This is a genomic window from Paenibacillus selenitireducens (assembly GCF_002021565.1).
GTDB lineage: Bacteria > Bacillota > Bacilli > Paenibacillales > Paenibacillaceae > Paenibacillus_K > Paenibacillus_K selenitireducens.
The window spans coordinates 97451-124104 of sequence record NZ_MSZX01000013.1 but is presented as its reverse complement, the minus strand read 5'-3'; the positions used below and the strand labels follow the sequence as shown (position 1 = coordinate 124104).

The following is a 26654-nucleotide window of genomic DNA, read 5'->3' as shown; positions in this document are numbered from 1 at the left end:
TGATGCAGCTTATACACGCTTACCCCTCATAGTACACTCGATTTGCAGCGGCATCAACAGCCGTACATCGTCCATCTCCTGCCGAATATTGTCGGATGGTTCGTTAGAGAACAATAAGGGGTCGTTATACCCAACAGAACGGGAAATATCTGCGATCGTGAGTTCAGGATTGCCCATCAGTTCGCAAGCTTTGTCCATTCGAAAGTGAAGGAGATAGGTCTGCGGCTGCATCTTCACGTGCTATCCTTTCGGAATATTGCGGTAGTCGGTGGGCGAGTGCCCCGTTATTTTTTTGAATAGTCGGGAGAAGTAGTATGGATCTGTCATGCCGATAGAACCCGCCACTTCCTTAATACTAAGATCGGTTAAGTCTAGCATCTGACCAGCACGCTGCATTTTCATCCGCAGGAAGTAATCGATTGGCGCGAAGCCCGTCTCCCGGTTGAAGGTATAGATCAGATGCTGCTTCGAGAGTCCGATATGCTTCGCTAGCTCGTCAAGCTTTATCGTCTCATTCATATGCTCGGTCATATAGCGGATGGCGTACTCCAAGTACCGCTCGCTTTTCTGATCTTGGCCGGATCTGGAGGAACTCATGCCAATGCTGCTGAGCAGATGTCTCATGGTCTGAGCGGCATGAACATGCGCCGAAATCGCGTAAGACTTATCCGATAGAATGTCATAGCACTGATTGAACAGCTCGGTGAAATGGGTGAAAGTACTGATTGATAATTGAAGCGGTCCCGCATCCATCCCGAATAGGTGAATCAGTGCTGCGGCATGTTCTCCTTGGATATGAAACCAGTAGATACTCCAGGGCTGCTGCGAAGAAGCGCCGTAACGGTGAGGCGTTCCGGCAGGAATGACCATCAGGTGCTGACGCATAAGCTCGACACGATCTCCATGGGTCTCAATCCACCCCTCGCCCTCGGCGCAGCAAATGACAATGTGGCTGTCACAGCCCTCCGGCCGTTCGCGGTAATGATATTGCGCATGCGGGAAATACCCGATGTCGCTAATATACAAGGACCGGGTGAGTTCTCCTTGCTGCAGTTCGTCGCTCATGTATTCGGGAAGAATGAATAGTTTCTCTTTGACGAAGCCTTCCTGTTTCTGTATAGGTTCCATAGGGATAACCTCCAAATATTTTGAAATCAGAAGATGATTCATCTATATCTATAATTGACCTTGTAACAATGGATAACGAATTCATTGAATAAGAATATAATCCATGATGAACCGCATTTCGTCAATTGGAATCGTCTTGGTTAGACGGTATGATCATATCAAGATCACCGAAGGAGGGAATGTGAGATGAATCATCAAGACAAGGTTGTTCGTGTATGGGAGGAAGAAGTCGTCATTCCGACTTATGGCGTGGGACAGCCGGATAAGAATCCGATGTTTCTAGAGAAGCGCGTATATCAGGGAAGTTCAGGTCGTGTCTATCCTCATCCCGTTATCGATAAAATTGAGGATGAAAAGGCCGATCAAGCTTACCATATGGTTTTCTTGGAAAATGAATATGTGCGCATTGAGATCATGCCGGAAATTGGAGGTCGTATCTATCGGGCAGTTGATAAAACCAATGCATACGACTTCGTTTATTATAATCAAGTGATTAAGCCGGCTCTGGTAGGTCTTGCAGGTCCTTGGATCTCAGGAGGCATTGAGTTCAACTGGCCACAGCATCACCGCCCGAATACGTATGGCAACGTGGAGTACCGGTATACCGAGAATCAAGATGGAAGCGCTACCGTATGGGTCAGTGAAATCGACCGGATGTACGGAACGAAGGTGACAACCGGTTTTACATTGTATCCAGGCAAGGCCTATATCGAAATTAGTGCGCAAATGTACAACCGTACGGCGCAAGCGCAGACGTTCCTCTGGTGGGCGAATCCAGCCGTAGCGGTGAATGATCATACGCAATCCGTGTTCCCGCCGGACGTTACAGCGGTATTCGACCACGGGAAGCGGGATGTATCGAGATTTCCGATTGCAACCGGCACGTATTACAAAATGGATTATTCAGAAGGCGTGGATATTTCGCGTTATAAGAACATTCCTGTGCCGACATCGTATATGGCGTATAAATCGGATTATAACTTTGTCGGTGGATATGACCATGGCGTAGGGGCGGGCTTGCTGCATGTAGCGAATCATCACGTGTCTCCGGGTAAAAAGCAATGGACTTGGGGGAATGGGGAATTCGGGCAAGCTTGGGATCGCAATTTGACCGATGAAGACGGTCCTTACATCGAATTAATGACAGGCGTGTTCACGGATAACCAACCAGATTTCACGTGGCTACAGCCGTATGAAGAGAAATCCTTCAAGCAATATTTCATGCCGTATAAAGACATCGGTGTCGTAAAAAATGCCTCGATTGACGCAGCCGTCAACCTTGAGGTGGATGAAGCAGCGGGTCAAGCGGTGGTTCAAGCCTACGCGACATCCGTATTCCAAGGTGCGGTCGTCAAATTGAAAGGCAAACGTCGCGTATACGTCCAAGAGACCGTGGAATTATCGCCAACCTCCACGTTCAAATCGATTGTGACACTCGATGAGGAAGATGCGCCGCATGATTTGATCGTATCGGTATACGATGCGAACGGAGCCTTATTGATTGCCTACCAACCGAAGAAGCCTGACATTGAGCAAGTGCCGGATGCAGCTACACCGCTGCCTGAGCCGGAAGAATTGAAAACGAACGAACAGCTGTATCTTGCGGGACAGCATTTGGAGCAGTATCGCCATGCGACCTACGAGCCGGAATCATACTACTTGGAAGGGTTGAAGCGGGATGCAAGCGATATCCGCATCAATGTCGCATACGGAACCTTATTGCTTCGCCGCGGATTGTTCGCAGAGAGCGAGAAGTATTTCCGTCAGGCCGTGCAATCCTTAACTTGGCGCAACCCGAACCCGTACGATAGCGAAGCTTATTTCCAGTTGGGCATGTGCTTGAAGTGGCAGGGACGTCTGGAGGAAGCCTTCACAGCTTTCTATAAAGCGGTATGGTCTGCGGCTTGGCAGGATAGTGGATACTTCGCATTAGCGCAAATCGCTAGCGAGAAACAAGCCTATGCAGAAGCGCTGGAATTGGTGGGGCGCTCATTGATTCGCAATGCACATAACTATAAAGCGCGTAATTTAAAAGCGGCCATTCTTCGCAAGCTTGGTCGTGCAGAAGAAGCCTTGGCATTTGCCCGCGAGACATTGACACTCGATATCGCAGATTTCGGGGCATCGAACGAAATGTACTTGGCGCTGTCCGTGTTAGGTCAAGCAGCCGAAGCTGCGGCGGTACATGAAGAATTAGCCCGCTTAATGCGTGGCAATGCACACAACTACCTGAATCTAGCGACGGATTATATCGAGTGCGGTCTCTTTGAGGAAGCGGCACAGGTTCTGGAACGCGTGATTGCAAGCGATAAGGCGGACATCTATCCAATGCTGCATTATGCCCTTGGCTATGTACATGAACAATTGGGGCGTGGTGAGGAAGCCGCACGGTATCGTCAAGCGGGTCGAATCGCAACGCCGGACTATTGCTTCCCGAACAGCCTCATGGAACTTCGGTTGCTGGAAACCGCGATTGCCGCGAATAAGGAAGATGATAAGGCTCATTATTATCTCGGGAACCTTCTATATGACAAGAAACGTCATGCCGATGCTGTAGCGCATTGGGAAGCTTCGGTTGCGATCTGCAATACGTTCGCGACGGCCCACCGCAATCTCGCATTAGCCTATTACAACAAGCAGAACCAACCGCAAGCTGCGCTGGCATCGCTGGAACAAGCCTTTGCATGCAACACGGCAGATGCCCGCGTATTCTATGAATTGGATCAGTTGTATAAAAAGCTGAACTATGCGCCTGAACGCCGATTTGCGAAATTGGAAGAGCATCCAGCATTAGTCGAGAAACGGGATGACTTATATGTTGAGTATGTGACGCTATTGAACGCGCAAGGCAAGCATAAGCAGGCCGTTGAGGCTCTGGCGGGACGTATCTTCCATCCATGGGAAGGCGGCGAGGGCAAAGTAACAGGCCAATACGTCTTCGCTCATGTGGAGTTAGGCAAACGTGCAATTACCGAAGGGCAATGGGAGCAGGCGGTTGCGCTGTTGAACCAAGCGCTTGTATATCCGGAGAATCTTGGAGAAGGGAAGCTGCATGGCGCGCAAGAGAACAATATCTATTATTATCTCGGATGTGCTTATGAAGCTTTAGGACAGCAGGAGCAAGCGGTAGAGTGCTTCCGTATCGCCTCGGAAGGCTTGGAAGAACCTGCGAGCGCCATGTACTACAATGACCAACCGCCAGATATGATTTTCTATCAAGGAATGGCATGGCTGAAGCTGCAGAACGACAAAGAAGCGAAACGTCGCTTCAATAAGCTGATCGATTACGCAGAGAAGCATATTTTTGATGACGTGAAAATTGATTACTTTGCGGTATCCTTGCCAGACTTCCTGGTCTTCGAGGATGATATGAACGAACGCAACCAGATTCACTGCCATTATATGCGCGGACTTGGATTGCTTGGACTTGGGCAAGTCGAGGAAGCGACGCAAGAATTTGAGCTCGTCACACGGAATCAAGTCAACCACCAAGGGGCTTGGGTACATCGCAATTTAATCTCATAGGATGATGAAGAGCAGGGGCACAGGCCTCTGCTCTTTTTACCACTATAGAATTTATAAAAGTTTCGACGTATTGCAATGTAAAATTCTATTTGGCGATATAAACTACCTCTAAACGCGGTCGCTCAACTTGGAATGGACTTCGATAGAGGTTTTTCTCATCCATTATTTCGGAACGGTGAAAGGAATCTTCCAGTTCAACGCTTCATGGTGGGGAAAGTTTTCGAGAATTAACTTCAAGGACTTTTGGCCGCTTGGGATGTCTTTGAAAACTAGGGTTTCGTCTATTTTATAGCTTCGATCGTTATTAAAACTAAAAGGTAGCCCTGTTTTGCTTTCAGGATAAGTTATGGCATAACGAGTCCCATGCTCGTCTTCCAATTTCCATGCAAGATTCCAGGAATAAGGAAGCTTGTCCCCATGAAGATCAACAGTTACCGTGAACGTTTGATCGGATGAATCGGGGGTCATTTCGAATTTAGTAATGGCAAACCCGCTATCTTGATAGGCTCCCAATATAGGCTTCTGCTCCGTTGCGGCGGAATCTAAAGGGATAGCAAAGTTAATCGGTTCAACTCTCCACACGCCATTTATTTCAAGTGTATAGCGTTGGCCCGCAGGAAGCGGTGCAATATTGCTAAAATATTGTGTGATCTCTTGGTTTTTCGGATCAACCATGGACTGGAACGAGAGCCAAGTCCAAAGCTTAATATTGTTCAAAGGGTCATAGTACAAGACAGTATCTCCACGTTCATCTTTAATTTCATAACCGAAATCAGAAATAAAAGGGTTCTTACTATCGATTTGGAAACGTATCATGCTCGGTGCGAATGTAAATTGCTGTAAGGTAAGGATGTCACCAGATGGGCTTGTATAATCCTCTTCAACGGCAAAGCCGCGGGTTGCTTCTTTACTTTGGCTAAGATCGATAGGGATAGTCAGGTTCCAATTCCCGGAAGTCACGTGTTCAGTTCCATGAGGTTCCGGATTCCAATAGGTTTGAATCTTATGAATATCCACATGCAGAAGAAGCTGTTGCTCCTCTGTTGACGGAAGATTCAACTGGAAGTAACCGAAGGATTGATCTTTATCAAATCCTGTACCTATCAAGGAGGAGCCCGATATCTTATTGCCGTCAAGGTCTGTCAGAGCATATGCCCCATACAAAATATCGGGAGAGCGTTCTCCATTTTGTTCTACCTCATACGATACAACCAGCCGCATAGAGTCAATTAAGATGTCAGCGACATGCAGCGTAATTCCTTGGTCTGTCACGGATTGATCGATCTTCTGGCTGTATCCATTCGCAACAGCCGTTGTAATCCCAGGATCAAATCTATCGTTCTGGAACGAATTGAAGTATTCTGCGACCGTCGGATAGACGAAAGTGATGAGGCACAGCGCCGCAATAGCCGTTACAGCAGTAATCCATCGAGGTCTTAGAGAAGTAGCGGTATGTAGTATAGGACGTTCAATTTTTTCGATGTCCATCCGATCCGCAAGCTTTTGCTTGAACACCGGTAGATTCAATAGTTCTTCTTCATAGCAGCTTTTCGATTGTCTGATGGGATGGTCCATGAGCATGCTCCTCCTCTAGCATTTGACGTAAGCGGGCACGACCGCGCCAAAGACGAGATTTGATCGTACCGGATGGCTTACCGATGATCTGCGCAATCTCCTCCACCGACAGGTCTTCATAATAGTGCAATACGATGGGGGTGCGAACAAATTCAGGTAGCTCGAGTACAGTCTGGTATATCTGTTGTTTGCTGAGATGCGCTAGATAGAGATCTTCTGTGCTCTCGGATGAACGTTCGGGCAGGATGTCCATGACGCGTTCACGCCAGCTGCGGCGAACCATCATACGGCATTCATTAATGACAATTTTGGCGAGCCATGAAAATAGTTCTCCGCGTTCGGCTCGATATTGGTGCCTGACCTGATAGGCTTTGAGAAATGCATCCTGTACGCGATCTTCCGCACTTCCCCAGTCCCGTGAATAGGTATAAGCTAATCGAACTAAGCGCTGGGCATATCGATCTGACCATTGCTCCAATTCCTCGGGCAGCATGTGTCCACCGTCCTTTCTGAAGCTACTATGCATCTCGAGGGCATTTGGTTCCCTAAAATTATACAAATATTGTTATCCTCTTAATCATAACGAAAATTGTCTAATATTCGACCACAATAGAATTTTAAAAGTTTCGACGTATTGCAATAAAATTCTATTTGGCGATAAAAACCACCTCTAAACGCGGTCGCTCAATTTGGAATGGACCGAGGGTAGAGGTTTTTCGCAATATTCTAGAATTTATAGCTTTTCGAGAGATTGCCGAATCAAATCAGGGTACAGGGAACAGAGCGAGAAATTAACGGACACAGGAGACCTTAATGATGCCAAAAGCACTCAAAATGCAGGGTGAACGGACACAGCAGCTCTTATCATGCTAAACCTAAGCTATATACTCATGATTCGAATGGAATAAGGTTATCTGAGTCCGAAAAATGGTAAATCTATGAGCATAGCAAACAATAAGGTCTCTCGTGTCCGTTATACACAAAGAGCTTATATAATTTGCCAAGATTTCGTATCTATGACAGCTGAACTGAAACACCTACCCATCGCTCCTATCCACCGACCTATCTCTCCTATCCACCAACGTATAGGTTCACACAAATTATAGCTTTTCGAGAGATTGCCGAATCAAATCAGGGTACAGGGAACAGAGCGAGAAATTAACGGACACAGGAGACCTTAATGATGCCAAAAGCACTCAAAATGCAGGGTAAACGGACACAGCAGCTCTTATCATGCGAAACCTAAGCTATATACTCATGATTCGAATGGAATAAGGGTATCTGAGTCCGAAAAATGGAAAATCTATGAGCATAGTAAACAATAAGGTCTCTCGTGTCCGTTATACACAAAAAGCTTATATAATTTGCCAAGATTTCGTATCTACGACAGCTGAACTGAAACACCTACCCATCGCTCCTATCCACCGACCTATCTCTCCTATCCACTAACGTATAGGTTCACACAATAAAGGGCCGTCGGGTGATCCTCTGACGGTTTTTCACACTTTACTTACAAAAAATTTAATATAAAAATGTCATGAAAAAAATAACCTGCCGCCCAAAATATGAAGTACACCCTTTAGAATAGACATTGGAAAAACCCCTGGTTTAATCCGATGAAATACTGGGATCAGGTTACTTCGTTAAGAATCAACATTCACTTGTCATAAATTTTACAGAGCTAGCGTCTCTTTTATCGCAGTGGGACCATGTTCAGGTTGTTCATGGACAACAGACCCATCCGCCAGGCGCAACCATGAGTTGAATTGCCGCTCGCCTTCTTGCAGCTGAATCACCCGAGCGCCTCGAGGGAAGTCAACGCGGTCGACGCGGTCGCTCATTTTCGAAAGGACCGACGGTAGAGGTTCTTCTCCATTATCCCTATTAAAGGGATTGGAATAAACGTAGTTTCAAGGTATAATCTTGATTGTTAAGCGACATGTACGTTATACTTTTCTCACAATAAATCGTTAAATAAGGAGTCAGATCATGGAAAAAGTATTGATTTTCGGACACAAAAACCCAGATACAGATACAATCTGTTCTGCGATTGCTTACGCGGATTTGAAAACAAAATTAGGTTTTACAGTGGAACCGGTTCGTCTTGGCGAAGTGAACGGCGAAACGCAATATGCGTTGAATCATTTCCAAGTGGAAGCGCCTCGTCTTGTAGAGACGGTTGCGAATGAAGCGAAGGAAGTCATCCTCGTCGACCATAATGAGCGCCAACAAAGTGCTTCAGATATCGAGAAAGTTCGCGTGATCGAAGTGATCGATCATCACCGAATTGCGAATTTCGAGACAAGCGGCCCTCTTTACTACCGTGCAGAACCTGTAGGTTGTACAGCCACGATTTTGAATAAAATGTACAAAGAAAATGGCATTGCGATCGATAAGAAAATTGCAGGATTAATGTTATCCGCTATTATTTCAGATTCTCTTCTATTCAAATCTCCAACATGCACAGCACAAGATGTAGCTGCAGCTCGTGAGCTTGCAGTAATTGCCGGCGTAGATGCTGATGGTTATGGTCTTGAAATGTTGAAAGCCGGCGCTGACTTGAGCGACAAAACCATCGATCAATTGATCACGCTGGATGCGAAAGAATTCCAAATGGGGAATGCCAAGGTAGAAATCGCGCAAGTTAATGCGGTTGACGTGAACGACGTACTCGTCCGCCAAGTCGAATTGGAAGCTGCGCTGAACACGGTCATTGCGAACAAAGGATTAGATTTGTTCTTGCTTGTCGTTACAGATATCTTGAACAACGATTCCGTGGGTCTGGCACTCGGTAACGCAGCGCATGTGGTAGAGAAAGCTTACAACGTCACGTTAGAAGACAACAAAGCCGTTCTAAAAGGCGTTGTATCCCGTAAATCCCAAATCGTACCTGTATTGACGGATACATTTAACGCACAATAAGAATTCATTTCGTAGACATATAGCGACCTATCGAAGGAAGATTATCTTCCCGGGATAGGTCGTTTTTTATTGATGAGATTCCCTAAAAATTGGATTTTCACAAATATGGCAAAGGAATCAAATGTCCAAGTAGTGTATACTATTTTAAATAGGGTGTACGGACAAAACTCATCACGACGGGAAAAGGAGCGAATTGTGAATGAACACGACGATCCCCACATGGAATCGCGACATTACGTTAGAAGGGGCATGCAATGTCCGGGATTTAGGCGGTTATCCGACGGCCTCTGGTCAAGAAACGGCTTGGCGGAAAGTATTGCGGGCGGACAGCCTGCATAAACTGACCGCAGCAGATCGCCAAGAGCTCATCGATTTAGGCGTGAGCCAGATGATCGATTTACGATATGAGGAAGAAGTGGCGCAAGCACCGAACGTGTTCGCAGCCGGTACGGATGTGGCTTATACGAATATTTCGCTGATTTCGGGGAACATGGGAATTAGCACAGAACAATTGCCTCAGAACCTGGCAGAGATGTATATGGGAATGCTCGACGACTCCCAGCAGGCGATTCGTTCGGTCATGCAGATCATTGCGCGTTCCAAGGACGGAATTGTGCTATACCACTGCACGGCAGGAAAAGACCGTACGGGTGTAATATCGGCGCTGCTCTTAAGCCTTGCTGGGGTCTCCCATGAAGTTATTGCTCAAGATTACGCGTTGACAACAGAGCGTCTACAAGCGATTATGCCGGCTTTGCGCGCACATCGTCCCGCACAGCTAACGGAGGAGCAGTATGATATGTTCTTGGGTAGCGAGCCGGAAGGAATGCTGCAAATGCTAGAATACATGGAGTCGACGTATCATGGAGCAGATGGTTATCTTCGTTACATCGGCATATCTCCTGACGAGATTGATGCCTTAAAGCGCAGAATGATGGAATAGATCGAAATTCGAAAGAGCGAAGATGGGGATATAGCCACTTTCGCTTTTTTTTGCGCTCAAATGAAGGACAGACTCCGACTTGAATGTATGCCTTCCTCCTCTTTTATTGACATCGAATGATCAAAAGAATACAACTAAACATGGGAACCTTATTTTTACTCTATAGTATGAGACGTTTTTAATGGAAAAAGATAGAAATTTTGTGTTGATTAGCTATCATATACTATGACAAAAAGATAGGAGTCGTAATACTATGAATTTCATCGAACAGCGGATTGCAGAATTAGAGAATTACAAACCAGATGTAACCACACCGGAAGATTTGGACGTATTCTGGTCCAAGGTTCTGGAAGAAACACGGAATACGCCTTTACATAGTTCCCGAGAACGTATGGATACACCGATGAGCGGCGTCGATGCGTATCATGTCGTCTATCAAGGCATTGACGGGACACCTATTCATGGGCATTACATGGTACCGACGGTGTTCGGCAAGACATCGTATCCTTGTATCGTTAATTATCATGGTTATCACGGAAATAAAGGGTTGCCAGAGCATTTCGCTGCGTACCTCATGAGCGGTTTCGCCGTGTTCTCCATCGATGTACGCGGTCAGAGCGGAGACACGGGCGATTTGACGCCTCAACAGCAAGGCAAGACGAGTGGGTGGATGACGAAGGGGATTCTCAGCCCTGAAGATAGTTACTATAAATGGATAATTACGGACGCCATTCGCGCGATCGACTGGGTACGGGAGCAGCCGGAAGTGGATGCGGATCGTGTGGGTGTCGTCGGGGGGAGCCAGGGCGGCGGGTTAGCTCTTGCCGTTAGCGCACTAGGCTGCAGACATGCGTTCGCCGTAGCGGATATCCCGAATATGTGCCATCTGGATTGGGCGGTTTTTAATTCTTCGGGTTCGATATCCGAGGTAGCTACCTACGTGGCGCAATACCCGGATCATTTACAGGCAGCTCTTCGTACGCTAAGTTATTTTGATAACAAAAATCTTGCAGACCGGATTGAGATCCCTATTCTGGTGTGTGTTGGGTTTAAAGACCCGATCTGTCCGCCGGAATCTGTGTATGCGATGTATAATCGAGTTTCTGCACCAAAACAAATCATTAATTATCCTTTTAGCGGCCATTGGCCGGGAGATAAGCATATCCGTAAGGTGCTAAATTTTATTCTTCAGCAAATTCAATAGTCATGCGATCATATGTTTGCTATAATATGGTTCTCTTGTTCGATGGATAAGACAGCTTAGTAGAAACACGGAGGACTTATTATGCTTCAGAAAACGCACAGCCTAGCAGGTGCCTTGGCTGCGGAATGCACCATGATTTATTTTCATCAACCTTTATTGACATGGGAGTCTGGAGCTGCATTGCTTATTGGATGTCTAGCTGGACCGCTCGCCGATATCGATAAGAAGGGATCCACGATGGCCAAGATCTTCTTGCCATTATCTTCCATCTTGCATTTTCTTGGCGTGAAACATCGGACGCTTACGCATTCGCTTTTGGTTCTGATTGGGCTCCACTTTCTGTTGTCCCCGTTGCCGAATTTTTTCTATTGGACCTGCATGCTTTCCTATGCTTCACATCCGTTGATTGATATGCTGAATGAACAAGGTGTAGCGCTATTATGGCCTTGGAAAAAAAGATTTCGTCTGCTGCCCAAATTTGCGGCGATCGATACGGGGTCTTTTGCGGAAATCGTGTTCCGTACGTTATTATTAATCTTAGTGATCGTCCTTCCGCTCGTATTCTTGATGCCGAAGGGCATGTGGTAAGGAATAAGAAGCTGGAGGTCCTGTTATGGTGATTATGAATGAGAAAATAAAAGCATCCGAAGTCCAGTTGACGGGCGTGAATGGGGAGGACCTCGGGGTTGTTCCGACCAAAGAAGCTTTGAAGATGGCTAAGGAGCTTAAAGTAGACTTGGTCTGTATGTCCTTGATGTCCAGTCCCCCACCCTGCAAATTGGTAAGTCAGTCAGATTATAAAACTGCGCAGAATAAAGACAAGCAAAAGGATCGGAAAGCTGCAGCAGGGACAAAACTCAAAGAAATCCGTATGAATGCCGGCATTGAAGAGCATGATTATGATACGAAGAAGCGTCAAGCCGAACGTATTCTAACCGCTGGCAATGACGTGCAGCTGACGGTGCTCGTGGATAAGAAGAAAACAGACCCGGCCAAGAAGCTGGTGGAAGAACTTGTCCGCGATCTTGCTCTGGTCGGCCGCTTAGACAAAGGCATTCAAGTGAGCGGGAAGCAAGTGATCGCCATCGTAAAGGCAAAAGGCTAAAAAGGAAGTGACAGCATGAGTGGACAAATACGCGCCAATATCCGACCGGGTATCGAGGTGGACATTGTGTTGAAGCAGGATCAGCGAACCGGGAATCTTACTCGGGGAACAGTCAAAGATATTCTAACCAATTCGCCTCAGCACCCGCACGGGATCAAAGTACGCTTAAGCAGCGGGCAGGTCGGGCGAGTGAAACATATTTTACCCCAATAGAATGTATAAAAGTTTCGACGTATCGAAACGAAAAAAAATTCGATTTGGCGATAAAAACGACCTCTACAAGCGGTTGCTCTAATTGGAATGGACCGAGGGTAGAGATTTTTCTCACCGTAATGACAAGGAAAGCATGAGCTTAAGACTCATGCTTTTTGTTGCTGCACGATTCTGTTGTTTGATTCAAGAATAAGGAGTTGTTACTTTGGATGGAACAGATTACCCTTCGCCAATCCCAAAAATCTGATATGGAGACAATTGCCGATTTGCGGGCCATTGTATTGCGTGATGATTTAACGAGGTTAGGAAGGTTCGATGAAGAAAAGGTTCGTCAACGCTTCCGTAATACATTTGATCCCGTTCATACGTGGATCATGGAGGCAGATTCTTTTTTTGTTGGCTGCATAGCCTTTAAACCCATGTTAGAGGGGTATCTATTGGAACATTTCTATATTCATCCCAATTACCAAGGTGCAGGGATCGGTAGTCAAGTATTACAAGGGCTGCTTGCACAAGATGATGTAAAAGGAAAGCGTGTAACCTTAAACGTCTTGCAAGGAAGCGCTGCTAGACGTCTTTATGAACGGTTTGGTTTTAAAGTTGATCGAGAGGATCCTGTCGACGTATACATGTCTGTAAATGTAGGCTCTCTCTAAAGTGAAATATTCCGAAATCCCCAAATATAGGCCTTCAGTTCCTTTGTGTAAGTGACAAGGGATGGGGCCTTGGACAGATCAAATCCATAAGGAGCTAATAGCGAATTCGACTCCACTGTGATATCAGCATCTTGCAATGTCCAGGGATGGTGCGTGACTTCACAGATCAGGATCTGAGAAGTCCCCGGTGTGGTCTGTTCCCGTAATGGAAAGGGATGCTGCGCGTCCGTATACATGCTGTAGCGCTCGGTTAGCCATGTCGTCAAAGGATAGGCAGTAGCTGGATAGGGCTGAGAGACGGGTGTCACTACACATCGCAGCACTTCCTGCTCGGGGAAAGCACAAGCAATATGAACGGCGCCGAATTTCTGATGTGCTGCGGGTGCCGCCGTGGTGAGTTGGTAGTTGTTATGCACGAAGGGCAGATGCATGAACGTGGAACAACCGAAGGTCACGAAACGATTGGTAGCTCCGATTTTGAGAAAATACACGCCGGGTTTTCCTTCAGCGGATCGGACATAGGTACGTATATTAATTTGGTTGAAAGAGAGCATGCCCGGAACGGGAGGGACGAACCGAAGTTTTGCGTGATATACGTTCAGACAGCTATAGGAAATCCAGGCCTTGCCCTGGTAGGTATCTAGGATGAGGTCTTCCGGTATAAAGGGTGCAAGGATCGAAGGTTCGATCGCCCAATGGAGGAACGTAACATGCCGCCAGACCTGAGACATGATCCATGGGGAAGCAGGCAAGGGCCACGGGCGATGCGGATTGAGTTCGGATAATTTCATAGGGCCTCCTATGCGGCAGAGGTTATCAAGCATGCCAACTACCTTTTGTTCATAGGATACGAATTAATCCGTGTTCTATACGTTATTATCCAGGCAGGCGCTCATTTCACTTGAAACTGAGCACGATAAGAGGTTGGACTATGTCCAGTCTCTTTGCGAAAAATTTTGCCCAGATGATTCGTGTCATCAAAACCTGTGGCGTCAGCAATTTCCTTCACGCTGAGATCCGTAGAGGTTAATAGGCGTTTGACTTGTTGGATACGCTTCTGGCGCATATATTTCAACGGAGGCATTCCGAAATGCTTCTTGAAGTATTTAATAAAGTAGTTCGGGTGCAAATGAAAGGACTTCGCCATATGCTCGACGGTGATTTGCGTATGGAGACGGGATTCGATGAATTGCTGGATTTGCGTTAGTCGATCCATTTCTTCCATGCGCGCATGAACAATATTCACCGGCACTTGTTCGAGAAAATACGCGATAAGCTGCAGCAGGATGGCTTTTTCTTGCAAGCGAGCAAGGATCGAGGACTGATCCACAAGCACAGCGAGCTGCTGGAACCAAGACTCGACAAGTGCTAGATCCTGAACATCCACGATGAACGGAACATCCAACCACTGGAACAAATCGAACGATCCGACTTGAGCGGTAAAATGGAGCCAATATTTGAAATACGTGTCTTCACTGATCGTATTATAGGATTGCTGTACATAAGCAGGCATGAAGCAGAGCTGACCGGGCTTCGGATACAACTCCTGATCCCCGATGCGCAACCAGCCTTCCCCTTCGCAGATCAAATAAAACTTATTGTAGTTGGGCGTGTAATCCAAGTCTCGCCAGTCCGGAGGACATTTCGTCAGCCGAGCATCGATGAGATGAATTTGCAGGTTCTGCAGCAGGTCGTCAAAGACGCCTTTCGTAGCCAGAGTAGGATTCATTGGTAGTCACCTGTAAAAGTTAGTTTTGTACGAAGGGAGGTTACTTTCGTACCTGTCCATTATACCATAGCTTTGGTACGCTGAATGGGAACAATACGACAGGAAAAGGCGGGGAAAATATGAGCCAAAATCAACGTATCGCAGAGCGAAATGAACGTGTGAAGTGGTTTTTGCAAGATCGATTCGGGATGTTCATCCATTGGGGATTATATGCAATTCCAGCACGCGGAGAATGGGTTCGGAATGGCGAACGCATATCGGTAGAAGATTATCAGCCATATTTCGACTCGTTCCAACCAGACCGTTACAATCCAAAAGAATGGGCTCGTGCCGCGAAGCAGGCCGGGATGAAATATGCCGTGTTGACCGCGAAGCATCATGACGGATTCTGTCTTTTCGACAGTCAACTAACGGATTATAAATCAACGAACGCCTGCGGACGCGATCTGGTTCGTGAGTTCCTTGACGCTTTTCGCGAAGAGGGCTTGAAAGTAGGGCTCTATTATTCGCTTATCGATTGGCATCACGAAGATTATCCGGCTTACGGAGATCTCCATCATCCGATGCGCGACAATTCCGCCTATCAACGCGATCCGAAGACATTCCCGCGTTATCTGGAATACATGCATGGCCAAGTGCGTGAGTTGCTAGAGAACTACGGCAAGCTGGATATTATGTGGTTCGATTTCTCTTATGGCGAGATGAGCGGCGAGAAGTGGAAAGCCACGGAATTGGTGCAGATGATTCGCGACATTCAACCGCATCTTATTACGGACAATCGTCTAGAAGTCAATCATGGACGCTCCTCGATCATGACAACGGATCCATCCTTCTATGCAGGGGATTTTGCTTCGCCGGAGCAGATTATTCCAACCGCCGGGTTAACGGATGACGAGGGGAATTCCATTCCTTGGGAAGCTTGTATCACATTAAATAATAACTGGGGTTATGCTGCGAACGATACGACATATAAATCCGCGGCAACCGTCATTCGCAAGCTGGTGGAGTGCGTAAGCAAAAACGGCAATCTGCTCTTGAATGTAGGGCCGAACGCACAAGGAGAAATCCCTGCGGAATCCTTACGGATTCTTGCTGAAGTCGGGGAATGGATGCAAGCCAACGGGGACAGTATCTACGGTTGTGTCAATGCGGATTTGCCGAAGCCGGACTGGGGCCGATATACGAAAAAAGGCAATAAGGTCTATGCGCATTTGCTAGAGCAAAATGTAGGGCCGATTCATTTGCCAGGGTTGGCAGGGAAAATTAAGCATGCCCGGTTGCTATCGGACGGTTCGGAGGTGTTCTTGAGCCTTCCTTGGAATGCGGAGCAATTTTCGGTAGATGCATTTATGAATTTTGGCCGTCCGGAGCATTATACGTATTTGTTGCCGGATGAGCGCAACACGGTGGTCGAGCTGACATTATTGGACGAATAGAAGTAGATTGGAACGAGAATGAAATGAGAAAGCTCCTGCGAAAGCAGGGGCTTTTTGATGTGAGAAGAAGGGAGTCTGACTGTAGAAAATAAAAAAATTTACGAAAAAAGTTGCATCAAAGAAACATTTTTGTGTATATTAAACAAATGAGCACGGAGTAAAAATAATTGCACAACATAAACAACTGGGGATATGCAAGTAATTTATGAAATGGGAGTGTGTTACGTTTATGAATTTACAGTACAAGGGCAGGAGTTCGTCAATCCAGCGTTTTATCATGATGGTGTTCGTTGTAGGGGTGGTCTTGATTCTATCTGCCTGCGGGGAATCGAAGGGGACAGAAGCCAAAGCCGAAGTCGAAGGGAAGTTACAGGTGGTTACAACGATTGGTATGATCAAGGATATTGTTGAGCAGGTCGGTGGCGACCACGTCGAAGTGATTGGATTAATGGGACCTGGGGTAGACCCGCATCTCTATAAAGCTTCACAAGGGGATATTAAGAAGCTGGACGATGCGGATATCATCTTCTATAACGGCCTTCACTTGGAAGGCAAGATGGTGGATATTCTTGAGAAGCTGAATGCATCGAAAACAACTGTCGCGGTATCTAAAAATATTCCAGAAGATAAGCTGCTGTCCGATCCGAATGTAGGAGCGCAGGGGCATGACCCGCATATTTGGTTCGACGTTAAAAATTGGATGAGCGCGACGGAAGTCGTAAGGGATACGTTGATCGATGAGGATGCAGCTCATGCAGAGGATTATCGTCAACATGCGGAAGCGTATTTGAAGAAGTTGCAGGAAACGGATGATTACGTGAGGGGACAAATTCAATCCATACCGGAGAACAGCCGTATTCTGGTGACGGCACATGATGCTTTTCATTATTTTGGAAGAGCCTATGGCATGGAAGTTACGGGGCTGCAAGGAATTAGTACAGCTTCGGAATATGGGAGCAAGGATGTAAGCGATCTGCGTGATTTTCTGATTGAACATCAAATCAAAGCTGTGTTCGTGGAATCCAGCGTATCTACGAAGGCGATTGAAGCCGTAATTGAAGGTGCGAAGAAGAAAGGGCACACGGTCAACATCGGCGGAGAATTATTCTCCGATGCGATGGGGCAGCCGGGCACGGAAGAAGGAACGTATATCGGCATGGTGCGGCATAATGCGAACATTATGGTCGAAGCGCTGAAGTAAGGGATGAGATGGGCGAAGGAGGAACAGCAATGAATCATTCAAATTTACAAGCCCCGTTATCTGTAAGTGGATTAACGGTCGCATATCAGAAGAAACCGGTATTGCGGAATGTATCCTTTGAGGTACCGGAAGGGAAATTGATCGGCATTGTCGGTCCGAATGGCGCAGGGAAGTCGACGATGATTAAGGCCATTCTCGGACTGCTGCCCCGTGTTAGCGGGGAGGTTGAAATTTACGGGAAACGATATCAAGACATGCGCAAATCCGTAGGGTATGTCCCGCAGCGTGAATCCGTGGATTGGGATTTCCCGACGAATGCACTGGATGTCGTGATGATGGGGAGATACGGGCATTTAGGGTGGTTCAAGCGCCCAGGCACGAAGGAGCGGGACATGGCGATGGACTGCTTGGCCAAAGTAGGGATGAAGGAATTCGCACACCGCCAAATTTCTCAACTATCCGGCGGACAACAACAGCGGGTGTTTCTCGCCAGAGCCCTTGCCCAACATGCGGACTTATATTTCATGGATGAACCGTTCGTCGGCGTGGATGCGATGACGGAACGAGCAATTATAACATTGTTGAATGAATTGAAAGCACAAGGGAAAACGGTGCTTGTTGTACATCACGATCTGGCAACCGTAAGGGAGTACTTTGACTGGGTCATGCTGCTGAATGTAGAACTTGTGGCATACGGACCGACAGAAGATGTGTTTACCAAATCATTGCTTCACCAGACATACGGTGGAAGATTGGCTGTATTTGATCAAGAGGACGGGGCCGTCCTCGTCGAATCGAGGTGAAGGGAATGACACTTCTATCATGGTCTGTGCTTACAGATCCGAATACGCAGTGGATTCTCATTGGATGTATGCTGCTTGGTCTCATGAGCGGCATCATAGGCAGCTTTACGTACTTGCGGAAGCAGAGCTTGATTGGGGATACGCTGGCGCATGCAGCGCTGCCGGGCATTTGTATTGCTTTTATGCTGACGGGCGTGAAATCACTTCCTTTGTTCTTTTTAGGCGCCTTCGTATCGGGGTTGTTGGCTACTCTTCTCATTACCGTGATTACACGGTATACCCGAATCAAAGCAGATGCTGCTATGGGGATTGTCCTATCTGTGTTTTTCGGGATTGGTATTGTATTGTTGACACATATTCAACACTCGTCCTATGGGAATCAAAGCGGGTTGGATAAGTTCTTGTTCGGTCAAGCTGCTTCGATGATCGCGAGCGATGTGTATACGATGATTGGGGTATCTGCCGTGATCGTCATTGCAAGCAGCTTGTTATTTAAGGAATTTAAGCTGCTGAGTTTTGATCCGGGATTTGCACGAGGTCTTGGTTTTCCGGTGGGATTCCTGGAGCAATTGCTGATGTTCTTTACAGTAATGACTGTCATAGTCGGTATTCAGGCGGTAGGTGTCGTCTTGGTGGCAGCGCTGCTCATCACACCTGCCGTTGCTGCAAGGTACTGGACGGATCGGTTAGGGCTGATGGTCGTTCTGAGCGGATTGTTCGGGGCAATCAGCGGTGTCATCGGTACATTGATTAGCACGACGACAAGTAACCTGCCGACAGGTCCGTTAAGCGTGCTGGCGGCAACGGTCGTGTTTGTCTTCTCGGTTTTGTTCGCGCCTCAGCGTGGCGTGTGCGCCAAAGCAGTTCGGCGCATTCGCAATAACCGCGCGATTCGGATGGCGGAGCACGTGCGGGAGATACAACATTCGCCCGTGTACAGTAAGGAGGAATCCCTATGATGGAATTCTGGATTATCGGGACGGGAGCCTTGGTGGCGATTGCTTGCGGGATCTTGGGATGCTTTCTCGTCCTGCGGAGAATGTCGTTGATTGGGGATGCCATCAGTCACTCCGTATTGCCGGGGATTGTCATTGCCTTTATGATAAGCGGGTCTCGTGACTCATTGGGCATGTTATTGGGAGCATCGGTGCTAGGGCTGATCACCGTGTTCCTGATTCAATTGTTCCAGCAGAGCGGCGTACAGTCCGATGCATCGATTGGTGTCGTATTTACCGCATTATTCGCGGTAGGGGTGGTATTGATCAGCTTGAATGCAAGGCAAGTGGATTTGGACTTGGATTGCGTATTGTTCGGCGAAATTGCCTATGTACATTGGAATACGATCAGTGTGTTAGGCATTGATTTTATACCGAAGTCCGTGTGGATTTTGGGCATTACGGTATTATTCATTCTAGTTATTATTGGACTCTTCTATAAACAATTCAAGATCTGTGCGTTCGATCCGGCGATGGCTCTTGCCTGCGGCATCCCTGTAGCTTTGTTCCATTATGTATTGATGGGATTGGTATCCATGACAACGGTGGCGAGCTTTGAGAGCGTAGGCGCCATCCTGGTGGTTGGCATGCTGATCGTCCCTGCGTCCACAGCCTACTTGCTGACGGAGCGATTATCGGTCATGATCCTGTACAGTGTGCTGATCGGGATTGCATGTTCGGTATTCGGTTATATGATCGCGGCTTGGTTGGATGCTTCCATCGCAGGCATGATGGTCACCGTAGCTGGAGCGATTTTCGCAATCGCGTTGGTATTCTCTCCTCGCCATGGTCTGCTCATGCGGTTGCGCAGAAGACGCAAGTGGGCGGAGGTTGCAGGTTAGGGGGATAGAGCAAGGTAAGGCGAAAAATGGAGCAAGTTAAACGAAAGTGGAATAGGTTAAAGCGAAAGTGGAGCAAGTTAAAGGATTATTTATTGTTGGTGGACAGGAGCTTCCGAGCGTCGGAGGCTCTTTGTTGTGTGGGTGGACTTGTCCGATATGTACGTAGAGCGTTGCAGGGCTTGAGGGAGGTGGGGGGATTAGGGGCTGATGGGGGATGATCAGGGGCGCATAAGGAGCGTATAAGGAGCACATAAGGAGCACATGTTACTCATTTGGTGCCCAACAATTGCGCACTAGGTGCTATATTGGATAGATCCAACATACCGAGAGTAGTAGGCTCATCAGGTGCACATCATTTGCTCATTCTGCTCAACAAGCGCTCAGTAACTGCTCACCAAGTGCTATATTGGATAAATCCAGTAACTTTGGCGTTAAAGCACACTTTTCAGGCTGTATAGTGGATAAATCCATTAAGAACAGCTGAAATGGCGTAAAAGTAGCGATAAATACCTGCTATCCTGTAAAAATCCACTGTAGCTGGGGTAAAAGTAACATTGAGTGGTTGTATAGTGGATTAATCCAACATAGCGAGAGAAGTAGGAGGAGGAGGCCCATCAGGTGCATTTAAGCGGCTCATAATGCTCATTAGGGTGCTCAACAGAAGCGCACTAGGTGCTATATTGGATAAATCCAACATAGAGAAAGAAGTAGGGGGGATAGTATGCTCATCAGGTGCATATAAGCAGCTGATAGTGCTCATTAGGTGCTGGTAAGTAGCTCATACTGCTCACCAACTGCTCACACGCTGTTCACACTCCTCGTACTACCCGTCAGTTGTTGTAAATATCCAACATAGCAAATGTATTAAGCACCTTACCGATATATTCTCCTCCTATTTTCCGCACCTATAATAGGAGGGTGTCCTCCCACCCATATATTAAGGAATTATGATTGACACCTCCATGGGAAGAAAATAGAATAACGGGGTAAGATACGCAACGGACATTAGGCGGCAATGGCCTTAAATGAGGAGATGTTAGCATGAAGGTGGATTTTCATTTTCATTTGGAGGAAGGGCCCTATTCAACAGGCTGGCTTCAGCGCACTGCGCGTGCCTTAGAACATGTACATCAGGAAAAAGGGACGTTAGGGAACGAACCCCATTCGTTGGAATGGATTACGCGTCTCAACAATCTCATGAAGGAACGCATGGATGAAGGTTGTTTCAGTGACACCTGGCTCGCCCACTATTTTGAGCTCGGTCAAGCGCGCGGGATTGAACGCTTCGGCATGGTGGACCATTTATATCGTTTTACCGAGTTTCGTTCCTATTACGAGAAGCATATGATCCTCGACGATTCCGAGCTTGGACGTATGCAACAATATTGGCTGGATCGCGTATGCGTGACCTCCATTGAACCTTATCTGGCTGCGGTAAAGCGCGCCAAGGCAGCGGGGTATCCGGTATCACTTGGTGTGGAAGCGGACTTTTTCCCAGGCGGCGAAGCGGAATTAAGGGAACTATTATCGCGATATGAGCTCGATTATGTGATCGGTTCGGTCCATTTCGTAGATGGCTGGGGCTTTGATAATCCAGATACGAAGCATCTCTTCGAGAACCAAGATCTCGTAGCTCTCTATGCCAAGGTGTTCGGCTATGTGCAAATGGCGGCGAGAAGCGGGTTGTTCGATATGATTGCCCACTTGGACAATTTGAAAGTGTTCAATTTCCGACCGGATGAGCAATTGCTGCTCCCGCTCTATGAAGAGGTTGCGAAGACATTGAAGGAAGCGGACGTAGCGACAGAGATCAACACGGGTCTCGCTTATCGTTATCCTGTGAAGGAAGCTTGCCCGAGCCCTGCGTTTCTGCAGGTTCTCCATCAGCATGGCGTGCCGTTGACGCTGAGTTCTGACTCTCATTTTCCAGATGATATTGGAACCCAACTGGACGAAGCTATGGAATTGCTCTCCCGCACCGGATACACGGAGATTATTTATGTCCACGAGAAACAACGCATCACCGTTCCATTGAGAAATCATATAGCTTCTAAATAGAATCATGTTTACGGGTCTGAATTTCATATGATACAATGACCCTAATTTCATAATTGAACAAACAGGTGCCCTTGCGAGAGCAAGGGGTAACAGGGAATCGGGTGTAAATCCCGAGCGGTCGCGCCACTGTAACTGGGAAGTTCTTGCTCAACAATGCCACTCTGATCGGAAGTGATGGTGAAGGCGAGGAAGAATGAAGATCCAGAAGTCAGGAGACCTACCTATTTGTTGTACCCGAAGACCTTCGCGAAAAAGGAGTGGTGTACGAGAGAAAAATAACGACATCATTGTGTGGATCAGATTTGTCGTTTATTTGGACCGTGCCTAGAGCCAATCCTGTATGGGTTGGCTTTTTTTGCGTAGAAATCAAGAATCTAAGAAGAGGAGGAGTACGTTGTGAAGAAAAAATGGTTATCTAGTTTGCTGCTGATTGCCGGCTTTGTCTTGTACTTTGCCGTGAATGAGCCGCAGACGGCGTATGCGATGCACATTATGGAGGGCTTTTTGCCGCCAGTATGGGCGATGATATGGTGGATTCTATTTCTACCATTCTTCGCATTAGGGGTGCGATCACTGGTGCGCATTACACGTGAAACGCCCGAGTTGAAATTAATGCTAGGGTTAGCAGGGGCGTTCACCTTTGTCCTATCTGCCTTGAAAATTCCATCGGTCACAGGCAGCAGCTCTCATCCGACAGGAACGGGTCTTGGAGCCGTGATGTTCGGTCCGCTTCCGATGAGCGTTCTGGGCTCCATTGTCTTGTTATTCCAAGCGGTATTGTTGGCGCACGGGGGGATTACGACGCTCGGAGCGAACGCATTCTCCATGGCCGTAGCAGGTCCCATGGTAGGGTATGCCGTGTATAAGTTGATGATGAAATCGACAGGACGTCAGAAACTCGCCATTTTCTTGGCTGCGGCCCTTGCGGATTTATCTACCTATGTGATGACATCCATTCAGTTGGCACTCGCTTTTCCTGCGGCGGAAGGCGGGATCCTGGCTTCGTTCTTGAAATTCGGAGGCATATTCGCGGTAACACAAATTCCGCTGGCGATCAGTGAGGGGTTGTTAACCGTCTTATTATGGAATTGGTTGCAGGCTTATAGCGGCGCAGAATTATCGTTATTGCAACGTCGGATGAAAGGAGCGAAAAACGCATGAAACTAGCAGGAAAAAATATGTGGATTCTAGTCATTGTCGTTTTGCTCGCTGTTGTACCGTTAGTTATCGTACAAGGTGATTTTGGAGGAGCCGACGGAGCAGCGGAAGAGATGATTCAGACCATTCAGCCGGATTATGAGCCTTGGTTCCAGCCATTAATGGAGCCGCCTGCGGAGACGGAAAGTATGCTGTTCGCGCTTCAAGCAGCATTAGGCGCAGGATTTATCGGATTTACGATTGGCTTATTCCGCGGCCGTCATTCCAAGAAGAATAACACCGATGCGTCAAATTGATACGATCTCATATGCGAATCCACTAAGACCCATGTCGTCGATGTGGAAGTTCGGATTTGCTGCGGTGCTTCTGATATTCGCTTATGTAGCGCACCCGATCATCCAAGGCCTTGTTTTTCTATGGATGTCGATATGGATTCTAGGATACGCCAAAGTGTCTATCAAAATATACCTCCTGTTGCTCGGCGCGCCCTTTCTTTTCTTTCTAACAAGTGTACCTGCGATCGTCTTGGAATGGAAAGCAGGATCCCACGCTGGGAACACAGATTCCGTGGAGGGTTGGATTATGTTCACTATTTTCCACGGTGTAATTTATTTATCTCATGCAGGTTTATTGAAAGCCGGATTCCTGCTCGTCAGGCTTGCGGCATCGTTATCTTGTTTTTATTTTCTTATCCTAACGACGCCTTTCTCGGCCCTGCTCCAAGTGATGCAGCGTCTTAAAATGCCGCATATCGTGCTGGAACTCATGTTAATTACATATCGATTTATTTTTCTGCTCTATGATACGGCGCAAGGCATTCGCATTGCCCAACGTGGTCGCGGAGGCCATGTCGGGTTCATGCGAACCTTACGTGACATTGCGATGTTATTCACCCGGCTGTTCTCGAAAACGATGGAGAAATATCGCGGGTTAGCCCAAGGTCTTGTCTCGCGCGGATTCGACTCGCAAATCCATCTGGCTCCATATCAATCCGGGTCTGTCGGATGGAGGTACGGGTTGGAGAGCGGGATTGGCATCGTGCTGCTGCTTGTCATGGAAAGCTTGCTGTACTGGAAAGGAGGGCGATAAACGATGAGCATGCTCCTCGAAGCGCAAGACATGATGTATACGTACCCTTCAACGGATCGCCCTGCACTAAATGGATTAAGCCTAGCGATACCCACAGGTTCCAAGACGGCGATCTGCGGCCATAATGGCTGCGGTAAATCTACTTTTTTTCTGCATTCCAACGGCATTCTTCGCCCGCAATCAGGTCGCCTGCAGTGGAAAGGAACGGATTACAGCTATCGTAAAGCAGATATTCATGCCCTGCGGCAGCGTATTGGTCTTGTGTTCCAAGATCCGGAGCAGCAGCTGATTCTGAATACCCCTTATGAAGATATATCCTATGGACTGCGGAATGCAGGATTTCCGGAAGAAGAGATTCGGCGTCGCGTCGAACAGATGTTAGTCCGTATGGGGCTTACACATTTGGCGGATCAACCGATCCATCATTTGAGTCTGGGACAGAAAAAACGGATTACTTTGGCAGGTATTCTCGTGCTTGAGCCGGAACTAATCCTGTTGGATGAACCCACAGCATATTTGGACCCGAAATCCGAAGTGCAGCTTCTGGAGCAGTTAGATCGCATCCATGCGCAAGGGGTGACGATTGCGATGTCGACGCATGATATGAACTTGGTCTATACCTGGGCGGATTGGGTGATTGTTATGGATCAAGGGCGTGTCGTGCTGTCAGGTACGCCTCTGGATGTATTTCAACAGACGGATACTCTGATGACGCTCGGGCTACGCATTCCGATGCTCTATGACCTGTGGTTGGCTTTGCCAGAATCATGGCGGAACGGAGCTGCTCCTCCAAGAGATATGGAGGCATTCAAAGCTTGGGTATCCACGCATCATATCTTGCAATAACATGAGTCCTTCGTGTTGACGAAGGACTCTTTGCATTTTATAAAGAGAGTGTTTAGAATGGACAAGGAAATATTTACACACTTACGTTCATAGGAGGATTGGACTCATGAAGAGGATTCCTATTCAACAAAGAGGTATTGAAGCAAGCCGATTAATTCTAGGGTGCATGCCGTTTGGCGGGGGCTGGAATCGAGACCCGTTAACCGAGGAAGATGTGCTGAAGGCAGAGAAGGCGATTGAAGCAGCACTATCGATTGGGATTTCGATGTATGACCATGCCAATATTTATACGATGGGAAAAGCGGAAGAAACCTTTGGTCGGATTCTTAAAGCAAGACCGGGGCTTCGCGAACAACTGATCATTCAATCCAAATGCGGTATTCGATTTGGCGAAGGAGATGTTCCAGGACGGTTCGACTTTTCCAAAGAACATATCCTTGAAGCAGTGAATGATTCATTGCGTCGCTTGAATGTAGACTACTTGGATGTACTGCTCTTGCATCGGCCCGATCCGCTCATGGAACCCGATGAAGTAGCTGAAGCCTTCGGCAAGCTGAAATCTTCCGGCAAAGTGAAATATTTCGGGGTATCCAATATGAGCGCCGCACAAATCCGCTTCTTACAGCGGGCATTGCCAGATCAACTCGCCGTAAATCAGCTGGAGATGAGTCTGTCACGCTTAGATTGGCTCGATCAAGGCGTACATGTCAATCAACCGGTGGGCGCGAGCGTGAATTTCTCCGAAGGCTTGATGGAGTACTGTCAGATGGAGAACATTCAGATTCAAGCTTGGGGGCCATTGTCACAAGGGAAATTTACAGGACGCTCGTTGGAAGGCGAACCTGAGAACATTCAACAGACGGCTGCATTGGTTCAACGGATGGCAGCGGAAAAAGAAACGACACCAGAAGCCATCGTGCTCGGGTGGTTGATGCGTCATCCTGCCGGCATTCAACCTGTCATCGGTACGGCGAATGCGGAGCGTATCTTAGCTTGTCAGGATGCAGAGCGTCAAGCACAGTTGATGACACGCGACGAATGGTATACGTTATACGTAAGCGCTCGTGGCAATAACATGCCTTAATAGGCATTTCATAAGTGAAGAGAGCGGTCGAAGCGCAGCATGAAGCTTCGGTCGCTTTTTTTCGCCTAATTGATATTACGGAATGGATCTCTAAAATGCTAACCTGGATGCACAGCATGAATTTCCGATTTGTACCAGAGTC

Annotated in this window: 24 protein-coding genes, 1 pseudogene and 1 riboswitch; of the genes and pseudogenes, 19 read left to right on the top strand and 6 right to left on the bottom strand. The window is 47.4% G+C overall.

What is annotated here, in order from left to right; genetic code table 11:
- Nucleotides 1-9: 9 nt before the first annotated feature.
- Nucleotides 10-201 (bottom strand): annotated as a pseudogene (locus tag BVG16_RS33490) (hypothetical protein); the annotation flags it as partial.
- Between the two features lie 39 nt (nt 202-240).
- Complete coding sequence (locus BVG16_RS26325) at nt 241-1128, bottom strand: AraC family transcriptional regulator (RefSeq protein WP_078502185.1); 888 nt, start codon at nt 1126-1128, stop codon at nt 241-243.
- 186 nt (nt 1129-1314) lie between these two features.
- Here BVG16_RS26325 and BVG16_RS26320 point away from each other — a divergent pair, with 186 nt between their 5' ends.
- On the top strand, nt 1315-4653 hold the full coding sequence (locus BVG16_RS26320) for a DUF5107 domain-containing protein (RefSeq protein ID WP_078502184.1): 3339 nt from the start codon (nt 1315-1317) through the stop codon (nt 4651-4653).
- A gap of 162 nt (nt 4654-4815) precedes the next feature.
- Here the strand turns inward: BVG16_RS26320 and BVG16_RS26315 are convergent, their stop codons facing one another.
- Together BVG16_RS26315 and BVG16_RS26310 are read right to left on the bottom strand one after the other, a co-directional pair.
- On the bottom strand, nt 4816-6228 hold the full coding sequence (locus BVG16_RS26315) for a DUF4179 domain-containing protein (protein WP_158081805.1): 1413 nt from the start codon (nt 6226-6228) through the stop codon (nt 4816-4818).
- Complete coding sequence (locus tag BVG16_RS26310; RefSeq protein ID WP_158081804.1) at nt 6191-6721, bottom strand: RNA polymerase sigma factor; 531 nt, start codon at nt 6719-6721, stop codon at nt 6191-6193. Before BVG16_RS26310 ends, BVG16_RS26315 begins: the two co-directional genes overlap by 38 nt.
- 1496 nt (nt 6722-8217) lie before the next feature.
- On the opposite strand from BVG16_RS26310, the gene BVG16_RS26305 reads away from it, so the two are divergent.
- From BVG16_RS26305 to BVG16_RS26275, 7 genes are all read left to right on the top strand, one after another.
- A complete protein-coding gene (locus BVG16_RS26305; protein ID WP_078502181.1) occupies nt 8218-9150 on the top strand; it encodes a manganese-dependent inorganic pyrophosphatase in 933 nt (310 codons plus the stop codon).
- A gap of 199 nt (nt 9151-9349) precedes the next feature.
- Entirely contained in the window at nt 9350-10093 is a 744-nt protein-coding gene (locus tag BVG16_RS26300; protein WP_078502180.1) for a tyrosine-protein phosphatase, read from the top strand.
- A 253-nt stretch (nt 10094-10346) separates the two neighbouring features.
- On the top strand, nt 10347-11297 hold the full coding sequence (locus tag BVG16_RS26295) for an acetylxylan esterase (RefSeq protein ID WP_078502179.1): 951 nt from the start codon (nt 10347-10349) through the stop codon (nt 11295-11297).
- A gap of 81 nt (nt 11298-11378) precedes the next feature.
- Nucleotides 11379-11885, top strand: coding sequence for a metal-dependent hydrolase (locus BVG16_RS26290; protein WP_078502178.1), 507 nt, complete (start codon nt 11379-11381; stop codon nt 11883-11885).
- 28 nt (nt 11886-11913) lie between these two features.
- Nucleotides 11914-12402: a translation initiation factor IF-3 gene (gene infC, locus BVG16_RS26285; RefSeq protein ID WP_078502224.1), complete on the top strand. Its 489-nt coding sequence runs from the start codon at nt 11914-11916 to the stop codon at nt 12400-12402.
- Between the two features lie 15 nt (nt 12403-12417).
- Nucleotides 12418-12615, top strand: a complete 198-nt coding sequence (locus BVG16_RS26280; protein ID WP_078502177.1) for a YwbE family protein — start codon at nt 12418-12420, stop codon at nt 12613-12615.
- A 209-nt stretch (nt 12616-12824) separates the two neighbouring features.
- The gene (locus BVG16_RS26275) at nt 12825-13271 is read left to right on the top strand and encodes a GNAT family N-acetyltransferase (protein WP_078502176.1); all 447 of its coding nucleotides are present in this window, start codon (nt 12825-12827) and stop codon (nt 13269-13271) included.
- Here the strand turns inward: BVG16_RS26275 and BVG16_RS26270 are convergent.
- The gene (locus tag BVG16_RS26270; RefSeq protein WP_158081803.1) at nt 13268-14002 is read right to left on the bottom strand and encodes a YqjF family protein; all 735 of its coding nucleotides are present in this window, start codon (nt 14000-14002) and stop codon (nt 13268-13270) included. The genes BVG16_RS26275 and BVG16_RS26270 overlap by 4 nt on opposite strands.
- Before the next feature lie 161 nt (nt 14003-14163).
- Nucleotides 14164-15000, bottom strand: a complete 837-nt coding sequence (locus BVG16_RS26265; protein ID WP_078502174.1) for an AraC family transcriptional regulator — start codon at nt 14998-15000, stop codon at nt 14164-14166.
- Nucleotides 15001-15119: 119 nt separating this feature from the next.
- On the opposite strand from BVG16_RS26265, the gene BVG16_RS26260 reads away from it, so the two are divergent.
- The 11 genes from BVG16_RS26260 to BVG16_RS26205 all read left to right on the top strand — a co-directional run bounded on the left by BVG16_RS26260 (nt 15120) and on the right by BVG16_RS26205 (nt 26512).
- Nucleotides 15120-16436, top strand: coding sequence for an alpha-L-fucosidase (locus BVG16_RS26260; RefSeq protein WP_078502173.1), 1317 nt, complete (start codon nt 15120-15122; stop codon nt 16434-16436).
- Between the two features lie 229 nt (nt 16437-16665).
- Complete coding sequence (locus BVG16_RS26255) at nt 16666-17637, top strand: metal ABC transporter solute-binding protein, Zn/Mn family (protein WP_078502172.1); 972 nt, start codon at nt 16666-16668, stop codon at nt 17635-17637.
- Between the two features lie 29 nt (nt 17638-17666).
- On the top strand, nt 17667-18440 hold the full coding sequence (locus BVG16_RS26250; protein ID WP_078502171.1) for a metal ABC transporter ATP-binding protein: 774 nt from the start codon (nt 17667-17669) through the stop codon (nt 18438-18440).
- A gap of 5 nt (nt 18441-18445) precedes the next feature.
- Complete coding sequence (locus BVG16_RS26245) at nt 18446-19399, top strand: metal ABC transporter permease (RefSeq protein ID WP_078502170.1); 954 nt, start codon at nt 18446-18448, stop codon at nt 19397-19399.
- On the top strand, nt 19396-20277 hold the full coding sequence (locus BVG16_RS26240; protein ID WP_078502169.1) for a metal ABC transporter permease: 882 nt from the start codon (nt 19396-19398) through the stop codon (nt 20275-20277). Before BVG16_RS26245 ends, BVG16_RS26240 begins: the two co-directional genes overlap by 4 nt.
- 1041 nt (nt 20278-21318) lie before the next feature.
- On the top strand, nt 21319-22335 hold the full coding sequence (locus BVG16_RS26230) for a PHP domain-containing protein (RefSeq protein ID WP_078502167.1): 1017 nt from the start codon (nt 21319-21321) through the stop codon (nt 22333-22335).
- Nucleotides 22336-22381: 46 nt separating this feature from the next.
- Nucleotides 22382-22574: riboswitch (cobalamin riboswitch) on the top strand.
- Nucleotides 22575-22731: 157 nt separating this feature from the next.
- Entirely contained in the window at nt 22732-23496 is a 765-nt protein-coding gene (locus BVG16_RS26225) for an energy-coupling factor ABC transporter permease (protein ID WP_078502166.1), read from the top strand.
- Nucleotides 23493-23789 (top strand): energy-coupling factor ABC transporter substrate-binding protein, encoded by a 297-nt coding sequence (locus BVG16_RS26220; RefSeq protein ID WP_078502165.1) that lies wholly within the window; start codon nt 23493-23495, stop codon nt 23787-23789. Before BVG16_RS26225 ends, BVG16_RS26220 begins: the two co-directional genes overlap by 4 nt.
- On the top strand, nt 23776-24582 hold the full coding sequence (cbiQ, locus tag BVG16_RS26215) for a cobalt ECF transporter T component CbiQ (RefSeq protein ID WP_078502164.1): 807 nt from the start codon (nt 23776-23778) through the stop codon (nt 24580-24582). Before BVG16_RS26220 ends, cbiQ begins: the two co-directional genes overlap by 14 nt.
- Before the next feature lie 3 nt (nt 24583-24585).
- Complete coding sequence (locus BVG16_RS26210; protein WP_078502163.1) at nt 24586-25428, top strand: energy-coupling factor ABC transporter ATP-binding protein; 843 nt, start codon at nt 24586-24588, stop codon at nt 25426-25428.
- 106 nt (nt 25429-25534) lie between these two features.
- Entirely contained in the window at nt 25535-26512 is a 978-nt protein-coding gene (locus BVG16_RS26205; RefSeq protein WP_078502162.1) for an aldo/keto reductase, read from the top strand.
- Nucleotides 26513-26654: the final 142 nt, after the last annotated feature.